At 37.2% G+C, this 10,729-nt stretch carries 14 protein-coding genes (1 of these 14 cut by a window edge); 8 read left to right on the top strand and 6 right to left on the bottom strand.

Features of this window, described 5'->3' with window-relative positions:
* The 5 genes from DYY65_RS09395 to DYY65_RS09375 all read left to right on the top strand — a co-directional run.
* On the top strand, positions 1–596 hold a 596-nt coding region (locus DYY65_RS09395), incomplete at its 5' end, for a hypothetical protein (RefSeq protein ID WP_162477704.1).
* A gap of 356 nt (positions 597–952) precedes the next feature.
* Entirely contained in the window at positions 953–1,123 is a 171-nt protein-coding gene (locus DYY65_RS09390; protein WP_162477703.1) for an SDR family NAD(P)-dependent oxidoreductase, read from the top strand.
* A gap of 200 nt (positions 1,124–1,323) precedes the next feature.
* A complete protein-coding gene (locus DYY65_RS09385; RefSeq protein WP_162477702.1) occupies positions 1,324–2,031 on the top strand; it encodes an alpha/beta fold hydrolase in 708 nt (235 codons plus the stop codon).
* Between the two features lie 619 nt (positions 2,032–2,650).
* The gene (locus DYY65_RS12255; RefSeq protein ID WP_201449439.1) at positions 2,651–2,800 is read left to right on the top strand and encodes a hypothetical protein; all 150 of its coding nucleotides are present in this window, start codon (positions 2,651–2,653) and stop codon (positions 2,798–2,800) included.
* 203 nt (positions 2,801–3,003) lie between these two features.
* A complete protein-coding gene (locus DYY65_RS09375; protein WP_162477700.1) occupies positions 3,004–3,303 on the top strand; it encodes a hypothetical protein in 300 nt (99 codons plus the stop codon).
* 807 nt (positions 3,304–4,110) lie between these two features.
* Here DYY65_RS09375 and DYY65_RS09370 read toward each other — a convergent pair.
* From DYY65_RS09370 to DYY65_RS12770, 3 genes are all read right to left on the bottom strand, one after another.
* A complete protein-coding gene (locus DYY65_RS09370; RefSeq protein WP_162477699.1) occupies positions 4,111–4,668 on the bottom strand; it encodes a creatininase family protein in 558 nt (185 codons plus the stop codon).
* A 394-nt stretch (positions 4,669–5,062) separates the two neighbouring features.
* On the bottom strand, positions 5,063–5,221 hold the full coding sequence (locus tag DYY65_RS09365; RefSeq protein ID WP_162477698.1) for a hypothetical protein: 159 nt from the start codon (positions 5,219–5,221) through the stop codon (positions 5,063–5,065).
* Complete coding sequence (locus tag DYY65_RS12770) at positions 5,221–5,349, bottom strand: hypothetical protein (protein WP_255457508.1); 129 nt, start codon at positions 5,347–5,349, stop codon at positions 5,221–5,223. The genes DYY65_RS09365 and DYY65_RS12770 overlap by 1 nt, the downstream gene beginning before the upstream one ends.
* Before the next feature lie 212 nt (positions 5,350–5,561).
* Between DYY65_RS12770 and DYY65_RS09360 the strand changes: the two genes are divergently transcribed.
* Complete coding sequence (locus tag DYY65_RS09360) at positions 5,562–6,104, top strand: winged helix-turn-helix transcriptional regulator (RefSeq protein ID WP_162477697.1); 543 nt, start codon at positions 5,562–5,564, stop codon at positions 6,102–6,104.
* A 172-nt stretch (positions 6,105–6,276) separates the two neighbouring features.
* Here the strand turns inward: DYY65_RS09360 and DYY65_RS09355 are convergent, their stop codons facing one another.
* Complete coding sequence (locus DYY65_RS09355) at positions 6,277–7,149, bottom strand: hypothetical protein (RefSeq protein ID WP_162477696.1); 873 nt, start codon at positions 7,147–7,149, stop codon at positions 6,277–6,279.
* A gap of 139 nt (positions 7,150–7,288) precedes the next feature.
* Positions 7,289–7,510, bottom strand: a complete 222-nt coding sequence (locus DYY65_RS09350; RefSeq protein ID WP_162477695.1) for a hypothetical protein — start codon at positions 7,508–7,510, stop codon at positions 7,289–7,291.
* 1,166 nt (positions 7,511–8,676) lie between these two features.
* Here DYY65_RS09350 and DYY65_RS09345 point away from each other — a divergent pair.
* Both DYY65_RS09345 and DYY65_RS09340 read left to right on the top strand, forming a co-directional pair.
* Entirely contained in the window at positions 8,677–9,111 is a 435-nt protein-coding gene (locus DYY65_RS09345) for a hypothetical protein (protein WP_162477694.1), read from the top strand.
* A gap of 440 nt (positions 9,112–9,551) precedes the next feature.
* Positions 9,552–10,130 carry a hypothetical protein gene (locus DYY65_RS09340; RefSeq protein ID WP_162477693.1) on the top strand — a complete coding sequence of 193 codons (579 nt, stop codon included), beginning with the start codon at positions 9,552–9,554 and terminating at the stop codon, positions 10,128–10,130.
* A gap of 87 nt (positions 10,131–10,217) precedes the next feature.
* Here DYY65_RS09340 and DYY65_RS09335 read toward each other — a convergent pair whose 3' ends face one another.
* Positions 10,218–10,729, bottom strand: the 3' portion of a protein-coding gene (locus DYY65_RS09335; RefSeq protein ID WP_370519344.1) for an NADPH-dependent FMN reductase. 25 nt of this gene lie beyond the right edge of the window; the window shows 512 of its 537 coding nt (coding positions 26–537); the start codon falls outside the window, past its right edge; the stop codon is at positions 10,218–10,220.

Here is a 10,729-nt window from a genome sequence, read left to right as displayed (position 1 = left end):
TACCTATAACACGATCTACTGTTGCTATTGTTGCTACTATTACTATTATTTTTCTAACTACTGCCATATTCTTATTTACTCCTTCGCCAATAATTGCTCAGCTTTCTGTACCTACTAACCCTTTAGAAGCAAAAGGAGGCACTCCTCCACAGATTGCTATGGTATATAACGGTAAGGAGTATCTTGGTAATTTGGTCAATTATATTGCAAATAGTACTAATTCTAATACGACTGGTACTACGGCACCTGTTGGACAATCTGCAGTTACATCACAAAATATAACAGCGCCACTACCCAGTAAAGTTGTAACAGTAAAAAAGGGCTCTGTGATAAATTTTGTCCTTTTAAATAAAAATGACACATCTATAAAGACCATACCAAGTAGTATGTCAATCACAGCCTATAATATCAAAGGGAAGGCAACGGGTTTGGCAAATACTATTGAACATTCAAAAACAAGCAAATTTGTAGTAAACCTTAATGTAGGCACACAGTATATCCTATTACCTGTTGCAACGTGGATAGCACAGAAAGGTAGTATAGGTACCACAAATGCTTTTGTTTCATATAGTTATAGAATAAATGTAATTGGTTAGTATGCGAAGATTTCTAAGATGGTAATAAAGCCAGATATAGCTGCTGATTAGTGATATTAGCTAGTGACAGAAAACGCAAGTCCAATACTGATCCATTTTGCTATTTCATTGTATCCAATGTGTCTGATAGACATTCCAAACAATCTTAAACACCTTGCCCTCTTTTTTTAGCTCCAGACATAATCAAGCTGGCTCTTTCTAATTTGCGGCTGAGTGCGACGGAAGTATTCTGCAGTTATTGGACTTCAGCTCCTAGACCAGACTTAACTCCAGCCACATAAATAAAATGAATTGTTTTGCTGCTATTATACAATGCTAATTAACTATGCTGAGCTTCATCTACATCAGGAAATATCATGGAAGAAAAAAGCAATAACACTAACAATGATAATAATAATGAAAGGGTAGCAATAGTTACAGGTTCCAGTAAGGGTATAGGAAAAGCAATAGCTACAGAATTCGCTAATGCAGGATATTCTGTAGTAATCAATGCTAGAGATGAAGCAGAGCTAAAACAAGCCATCTAAGCTTCAAAGTCCAAATCTGTAGTACAAAGAACTGTTAAATTTCTCTAAGATTAGCATTTGGTAGAATATATTTTTCAGACTTAATGTTTGGATTATATTTTGCTACTATTTCTTGGTAGGTATTCGCTAAATGATTAACTAACTCTCTAACCCTTTGAGATCTTCAAATACTTTCTTGTCATAAACTAATAGAGTTAAGTATGGCCACAAATAATACGCAGACAAATATTATTCTTGTTCATGGGGCTTGGTCTGACGCATCTGCATGGAGTAAAGTACTTCTTAATTTACAGAAAACAGAACACCGTGTTATAGCTGTACATCTTCAAGAAAATTCTCTAGCAGATGATGTCGCTACTGTAAAGCGTGTGATTGGGCTAGTTGATGTCCCAACAATCCTAGTTGGGCATTCATATGGCGGAGAGGTAATAACCAACGCTGCTTACAATAATCCAAATGTCAAAGGCCTTGTATATGTTGCTGCCGTTGCTCCTAATGAGGGCCAAGCCCTAGATAATTTCGTTGATGTCGTAAAATTGAAAAAAGATTTATTGATCATTGACAATGGCGGATTTAGTTACATCAACCCAACTATGTTTCCTGAGGTCGTTGCCCAGGATGTTAATCCAGCTGAAGCTGATATTATGGCCATTCTGCAAAAGCCGTTTAATACATCAATATTTCCTGAAAAGTCTGGGCCACCTGCATGGAAGCAGCTTCCAACGTGGTATCAAATATCCGAGAATGATCGCATGATTCTTCCTGATGTACAACGTAACATTGCAAAGCAGTTGAATGCTACTACTATTTCGCTTGTGTCTAGCCATGCTTCACATGTATCTCATCCAAATGAGATTGCCAAGTTAATTCTAGATGCTACTAAGGGCTGTAATGATGGTAGCAAATGACAAACTACTTGATTTTTAATAAAAAATGCGGGTTTAGTTCCATCACCAATTCTAATGTATCTTTCCCAAATGAAATGCTTTAAGCTTGTATAGCTTTATTGGATGTTTCATTAGAAAGCCAGTTAGAATAGATTTGATAATAGAACAATGAAAGGATTGGATTAGTATAGTGGCAATCTCTGACCTCTTTTAGACCTAGTGAAGGTTACAGATTATTAGGCCAGATATATGTCCGCCTTAATATATTGAACTAGTTTTTTCGTTCGTTCGTTCGTTCGTTCGATTTCCAATTAATCAAATGAAAATTTAGTTTTTTGTAACTTTTGACTATTTGGTTCTCTCTATAACCTCCACTGCCTACAACCGGTTTCTGATACCCACAGTCTCGAGTCAGTTTATTAAAGAAATACTTCGTAAGTCGGTAAGGAGTAGTACAATTGGTAGACTTTACAAATAGACAAAATGACAATCCAAATACGTTTTCCCCATCAACTGTCAGAGTGATGAAATGATGAGTCCAGACTTTAGTTTCAGTAACAAATCTCCAATTTTGCAGTGGTGAATTCTTGTTTAACGACATATATACTTTATATTATTAATCAAAATCTAATGATTATAGATGGTAGGAAAATCAAAAGGAAACAAACAAGCAAATAAGAATGCAGCTAAAGATAAAAGCACAGATTCTAGCAAGCACAAAAAAATGACAAAAGCCAGAAATGAACTAGGTGGAGGCCAATCAAGAGGAAAGAGCAAGAAACAGAAGTAAAAAAGAATGTAACCTGTTATATTATATGTACAGTTCACTGGAGAGATAATAAGCTAATGTAGTACGTACTGAATTACTGAATAAGCCATTATACACCAATGTCTTGAATCTAATCAGACAACTGATACAGCCCCAGATTCTATAGGTCGCACGAGGACAATAATTTTAAAGATTGAATTACAACAAATGCGCATATATACTCCTTGATCACTATCCGAGAAGATTTGGAGTTGATAACCTTAATATTATATCAGGTTTTTGAGATACCTTCATTTAAAAGAAACTATGATGCTGCATTTGGAAAGGTTTCTGATATCTTGCGTCGTTACGGAATAGGTGAAAATCCGCGTAATTTACGCTTTAGATTTACTCTATGTATGCAAGAGTTTTTTGATTCAATTCCTCAAGATCAATGGAAGTTAAATGATCCTGCATTTATCAAGCAATCTGAGGTATTTGCAATTACAAAATTCAGAGAATGGATAATAGAACAGATCACATAAGATGTGTGCTTTTTTACAATTTCTACAAATATAGGCCGTACGGTACAGGCATTTCACTCGATACCATCTACTTATCACCTTGTATCGGACGTGGGACAATATAGCACAAAGTCTCAATTGTTCAATATTGTCTTCAACAGCCTTATATTTTCCAGATATTATAGGAACAAATATGTTTGAAACCTTAGTATACGTAAGTCTTGGATTTGCGGCAGCATTCTTTGCATTGGAATCAGCTTGGCACTTTACAGCGTGCAGAATACGTGACAGAACAATGAAGCCTTGCTTCTACAAGCAAATTGGCTTGTTAAAATAGTGAGGGCCAACAATGATTTTGTAGTTTGTATATTCTACATAAAGTCTGTATTATACTCGCTAGGCATAATCCAGACCAGGCCATGTGTATTGGCTAGTAGAGCACACATGGCCTATAGATTTTCTATAATACGATCTACAACTACTATTGATTAACTGCTATTATTATCATAACCCATTTTCTAGCTAATATCATAACCCATCCTATCTTAAGTGAAGGCTGTGAAGGATGTGAAGGCTTTACCAAATATTAGGGGGCTATTAGACCCGGCATAGCCCTAATAATTAAGAATTTTGGAACTAATAATCATTTGATTCGCGCTCAGTCAAATGAAAATTTCGTAACTTCTAATCTATATTGAATATGGGTATTCTCAATAGCCTTCACCGCTTTCACTGCCTTAGCCTTTTTCGATAGCCTACAAACAGTAACTTTGGTAAGTTGCTATAATGGGACCATATCTGTTTAGTGTCATATAGTTCAGTTGGACGTCAGTAGTTTTCAGGTCTTATAGATAACATACAAGAAGTTTCGCCTATGTTTGCATGAACATATGATGGAAGAACAGGGCAGTCTTTCATAGATTGAGACATTATATCAGGATTCGATGCCCACCAATCCAATACTCTCACTTGGAGGTCAGGAAAATCATAATGTATATTTTCTCTTGCAGAATATATCGGTCCCCAATTCCACATATGTCCATTTAAAAGCAATATTTTTCGTATATTGCTTTTGTAAAGCCACTGTGCAATATCACAGATCATTCTAATCATGGTTTCTGGTCTGATGGAAATTGTACCAGGGAAATTACCATGGCTTTGAGAGCAGCCATAAACTAAAGGTGGAATAACAGGTACTTGTGTCTTGGCAGAAACTCTTTTTGCTATTTCATAACAGTCTATTGTATCAACAGCCAAAGGTAAATGTGGACCATGTTGTTCAGTTGCCCCAATTGGTATAATGGCCATCTTCATATATTCTGTAATTCTTTGTATTTCCTTCCAACTAAGCTCATCCCATAGAATTGGTTTATTTTCTTTGCTCATTATTTTCTATGTTTGAAGGGAATTTTTAAATTTAGAGCTGCATAATCAGATAAAGAAGGTCCTAGTAGAATCAACCTTCTATATTTTCGAAAAGATCTAGTGTTGTCATCAGGAATGTGGATACTGACAATTACGTAGAAAATCTGTACAGCGATTCCCCTGATAGAGTTTCTGTATCTATCAACTCATCTCCAATATCCTTTACGTCTCGAATTCTCTGTTCTAAGAATGACAATTTAGGGCTTTGGAGAGGGAGTATCGGATTCCATTAATTCTAGGAGTTCTTTTTATCAGATATGTTCTCAGAACTAGGATTTTCAGACGTCCTCACCTTAGCGCAAACAATTGGCTCGTAGTATGACCCTATATTTCTGAGGCAATTATCTTCGTTAAGTTAAGACGCTGAGGTGCCGCATTCTGATCTAATACTGCTTATATATCCGGCTCCATTATTGCATTGACAATGGAAAATCGCGATATTGGCTTCATTACCAGACTCGCCATTACCCCCGTTAGCGTGAGCAGCCGTAAGCCTTCCTTTTTCATCTAACACTAAGAGGCCACCTCTACCCCCATTGCCGTTTTCTGAACTACCTTTGTTAAACGAATTATCAGAACCGCCTTTCCCACCTTCAACATGGCATCTCCCCGCGCTACATTCGCTAGTGCCAGAGTTTCCATTCTGACCTCATATAATGTAGTCCATAAGATAACATTGTTAACTCACAATGTTAATCAAGTTCTTAATAACTTCTGGTTCAAAGTTTATTTATGAATGGAAAAGGTAACTTATTTTGTACCAGACTAGTATCTGAACCTTTGGCACATGATGGAATATCGAGTGTTGTGGTAATACCGCCACCTCAATAGTAACTGGGGGCAGAAGAGTTCATATGACTACAATGTCTGATGCAGCTACCCCTTTCATTACTACAGTTGATAGTAAGACGTTAATTCTAGAACAAGTTACGAAGAAGCCAGGAATAAGGTATAGAGAGCTTTTGAGACAAACTGGACTGGCCAACGGAACACTTGAATACCATCTGAAAATGTTAGAGAAGATGTATAGAGTAAGAGTTGAAAGGCATGAGGGCAGAAGAGCTATGTATTATCCGATCAGCTTTTCATCTGATGAGGCACATATTATAGGATATGTCAGAAACAATGTTGCGAGACAGATAGTGTCGTTTATACTAGGACATGATCTTTGTACTTTTGGAGAGATTGTTGACCACATTAAAAGAGCTCCATCTACGGTATCCTGGCATCTTAAGAGACTATCTGAAGGTGGTATTGTTTCAGTTAGGTACGGACAAGACTACCACCTTTATAGTATTATCAACAATAATCTAATAGAAGGCATCCTAAAGAAGTGCGAAGAGAGCTTTGGAGATAAGATCGCTGATAGATATTATGAAATGTTCGGTGAACTATAGCCGAAACTAAGGATAGGTAGCAGGCAACAATAATGAAGTGACTTGCTTTGAATGTCCTAAGTTGATAATCATCTTAATAAGTTGCGGTGTAGAGCCCAATTGATTCCTTGGCAACAATCTATATCCGCATCATCTACCTAATAACCCACAATATGAAATATTCTTTAAGTGTCTAGCCTAGAGAGGCGTATATACCCGCAAGTTTTAATTTATTTCGTACGTCTTTTAGTATAGACTGGGTAAGATTCTGAGTGCTACTGCTGTTAAGGATAGATTCCTGCTTACTAGATGTACCTCCAAATGTTGAGGAAGTAAGTGAAGAAGTGGTTGCTTTGGATGTGGAAATGTACCCTGGTGCTGATGCTTGTGCAGAAGCTGTAAAACCAAGGTTGTAATGATGACTTGGTATTGTATTTAGATTGGCTGAGTATGTCGCCATTCCATTATGACTTGTTATTAATTTGGATGTACCGTTAGAAGCGAAGGTAATTCTCAATTTTATGGTGGCATCTTTAAGTTTTGTGCCCGTAGCTGCATCATTGGCGATCGCCTTTACAGTCGATGTACCCTTGCCATTAACAACGCTCTGTGATGATCCAACTGAAATGAATATGTACTTTGGGTTATTATTATAGTCACTTTTGTATGCTGATGGTTTTTGGGTATGCCCAGAGAATGTACTTGAAATATCAGCATTAGCAATTTCACTATTAGTTTTATTAATTGTAGTCGGTGAGCTAAATTTGCCTGTGTTGTTTCGAGAAGCTACGTTTGTTGCATTTCTCAAAGATGCGGTATTATGTTGTGCATTATATCCATGTTGTATGTGTTGTAAATCAAAAGTAGAATTCGAAATTGTCTGGTTGCCCTTAAAAGATGTCTTTGCCGATGTCCCAGTTACATTCACACTGTACCATTTAATCATTTTAAGAGTAGAGTTAGTAGTAGGCGAGGGGTTAGTACCAATCATCCTAGGTTGTTTACAATCAAATTTCGCAGTTATCTTATTTTGTCCTTGCTTGATTTCGTCCAGTGTGCGCAGCACGTATCTCCATTTGGAATAGTCATGATCTCCATTTGGCCCATATGCCGTGGCATTTTGATACGGTTTTAAATTGTTTATAATGACCGAAACAAGACAGGGAGTGCCATTACCAAAAATACCAGTGCCGAGATATGTGTTGTTAGTACCAGTAACGATCCCCGATTGTCAAGCTACTGCCAGTAGAAACATTCTCACCTCTGGTAGGAGACGTTATTTTAATACTGTCCATTCGACTTTGGGCTGCTAAAGGAATAGCAATATTAGGCCCAATAAATGAGATAAGCACAAACATTAACAAGATAGGCAACAAAGTTACTAATATGTCTGCGGAAATTGTGCGCTTTGATTTCACTTTATCCATTCTTTTAACCAAATAAATTATAAAAACATACAGTCTCATACTTCGAGATAGTTATTCTGTTTTATGTTACTGAACTAATGACTTACTAATTTGTAGTGAAGTACTAGGCCGACTACTCTTCCTTTCCATTCTGGTATCTTGCATCTAGCCCAATTATGCATAACATGCATAAATACGCATAAAGCTTGAATAAGGCATTGTTATTGGAAGCTTTATTCTGTTTATTTGTATAATGTCGATATTGGTTACGTACTCTGCTTTACATACTAAAGCAATTTTGAATAATAAATAATGATACTATTTTATCAGCTTACCGCAGCAGTTACAATAACCATCATTACAAGTAATACAACAGGTAACAAATCGATCCAGCCCATTTAGTCTAGGAGGAACAAAGGTGTTGTTAATGGTACAATAATAGGCAATCCTGACCCTGTTCGTGATGACTGTTCACCAAGTTTTCTGCCACCTTCAGGCATGATATCCGTGGTAGGAAAGAATATAGGAAACCTTCTAAACTCCAAGAATATACGCGGGGCTGGTTCTCAGTAGGTTTCAAACCATCCACTAAAGCTCCAGAAGGTAAATGGATATGTGCATTTACAAACCATACTAGTTTTGGTGGTTCTAATACACATGATTACTATCCTGATGTAGACCCATTCCAATACTACAACTCTACAGCCAATCCCCATCATCTTCCTCCAACCTCTATATGAACAACCTGATGTTAACTGCTTGTAATACTTTCTAATAAACAGAAGATGCGTTCTTGCACATATATCCGGCATACTATGCCTACCTATCATATCATACCATTTGTAAAGGTTTTTAGATGATTGGGAAACTAGAAAAGATGATTAAAAAATGCGCAAGATGTGGGCGAGAGATTAATGCCCCATATGATGTAACGCTTTGCTATATTTGTAGGTCAAAACAGCATACAGGTAGGTGAACACGCGCCCTAGCTGACCAACTCGCTTACCCTAACCAACTACAATAACAAGGTCATCCTGCAGTTAATTGCAAGTAGCTGCAATTGACTGCCACTAAACTTACTATTTATCAGAAGTTATGGCCAGCACAGTATCACAAGGTACGGTCATTGATTTATTCAGTAGATCAGTGACTAGACTTAATCTAGTCAATATACTCAATCATACATAATGGAAATACTTAAAACAATTCCATCCAAAAAGATGCTGGGAGAACAAATTAAAGAACTGAAGGGGAAGGTAATTGGTCAAAGGGTATTAGACATAGAAGGCCCAACTATGGAAGCACGCGTATCGGTAAAGGAGAGTGCTAAAGGAATTCCAATCAATGGAAGTATAACTTATGTAGCCAGGCCATCGTCTCCAGGATTACTTCGTGGTAAAGCACAAGGGGTATTAACATCTGAAGAATTAGAGATGGTAACATTCACAGCTGAAGGAATAGGAAGAATCACTACTTATGGCATGAAGGTATGCGGAGCGGTACTCTTGAGTACAGGATCAACCGGCAAACTAGTCTTTCTGAACGATGTCGTTGGAATCTTTGAAGCAGAAATTGACACGGAGGGAAATTTCTCAGAAGAGACCTGGGAATTGAAGTATTAGATTCCACATTTTATAACAAAAAGAGAAGTGTTTGCGATTGATACCTATAGTGAACTACTCCCTCTATATCGATCTGACGGCGAATATCGTCCTATATTAGAGAAACTTGTTTTTGCTGCTAACGTCGATGTAGGAGTAGATAAATAGGAATGTGAAAGACCAGAATGAGATTCACAATCTCTGAACTCCATGCACTGAGAATAAGAATACAACGGAAGTACTAGTGAACTGTAGTTCAGTGACCATATATTCAGAAACGTTATCTTGTATAAAGGTATTACTTGGCATACATATGTGTGCCACAATGTCCCACAGTGTGAGGATAGGTGATCAATATACGGTCAGGTCACTCACCCATTGTTCTTTGATGCTTCAGTCCAGGATTAGACCTGTGTTCATGGAATCTTTAAAACATCTGAATTCAGTGTATACAAATACCCATGCAACGAGGCTACATAGTATTAATTGTTGCCGCTTTACTGATTTCAGGAATAGTTGTCTCTACTTTATGGGCTGTTCCTTTTGCAGGAAAAATCTTACGCGAAGATACCATTCTGGGTGATGCCTCGGTTAGACCTGCTGGTTCGGTAAACGCATCTATTCAGATAATAGATACATTGCGGCCTCTATCATTGGCAATACATGTAGAACGCAATAATGGGACTGCTGGGGGACAAATACCAAACAACAACCTAAGAGAGACTGTACGAAATCCAAATGGTATTATAATGACAAGTAATGAATTCACAGGGGCATTTTTTACTACATTTAAGCCAGATATTGTTGGAAAATATACTGCAACTATCTATAATTTAGGACACACGCCAGTAAGTGTAGATGTACAGGTTGGCAATTTACCATTTGTGGGTGCAAACAATCACGTTAATCTTAATTCTTTTGGCGGAATAATAGTAGGTGTTGTTCTCAGTATAATTGGCATTATCGTCCTGATAGCAGGAATCATTGTGCTGATATTGGATAGAAGGAGGACTAGGCCAAAAGTACATCCACCCACTTGATAGTGTAATGAAGTATGTGTTAAGGATAATCGTTAGAAATTTTAAGATCTATAAATGATGATAACAGTTATCATTATTATCTTGCAATTATCCTTTCAGTCTTCTTGTCCAATTTGCAAGGTTTTGAAGAAGTTGTTTTAAGAATTTACTGGTATTATCATCAATTAGCTTGCCATTTGCATCGAACTTATCTTGTGCGAATGTGACTATTACCTCTGGACCATTAACTGGATACATATTCAAAAATACAAATATCTGACGTAAATGGTATTGTGCTCTTGCTCCTCCCAGCATTCCAATAGAAGCACTCATGATTGCTACTGGTTTTTCATTAAATGGATTGTCACCGTATGGTCTTGACGCGTAATCAATTGCATTTTTTAGGACTCCAGGTACCGAATAGTTGTACTCAGGAGTGGCAATCAATAGAGCATCATTTTCTCTAATTTTTGATTTGAATTCAATTACTTTTGCTGGCATATTTGTCTCTAGGTTCTGATTAAAAGGAGGAATACCATCAAGGTCAAAGATTTCTAAAGTCACATTATCTGGAAGCAGTTCCATAGCTGCACGTAGGAGAGCTTTATTATATGAATCCG

Source organism: Nitrososphaera sp. AFS, from assembly GCF_009898475.1.
In the GTDB taxonomy this organism is placed as follows: domain Archaea; phylum Thermoproteota; class Nitrososphaeria; order Nitrososphaerales; family Nitrososphaeraceae; genus Nitrosopolaris.
The sequence above is the reverse complement of the archived record's forward strand: the minus strand, read 5'-3'. Positions and strand labels throughout refer to the sequence as shown.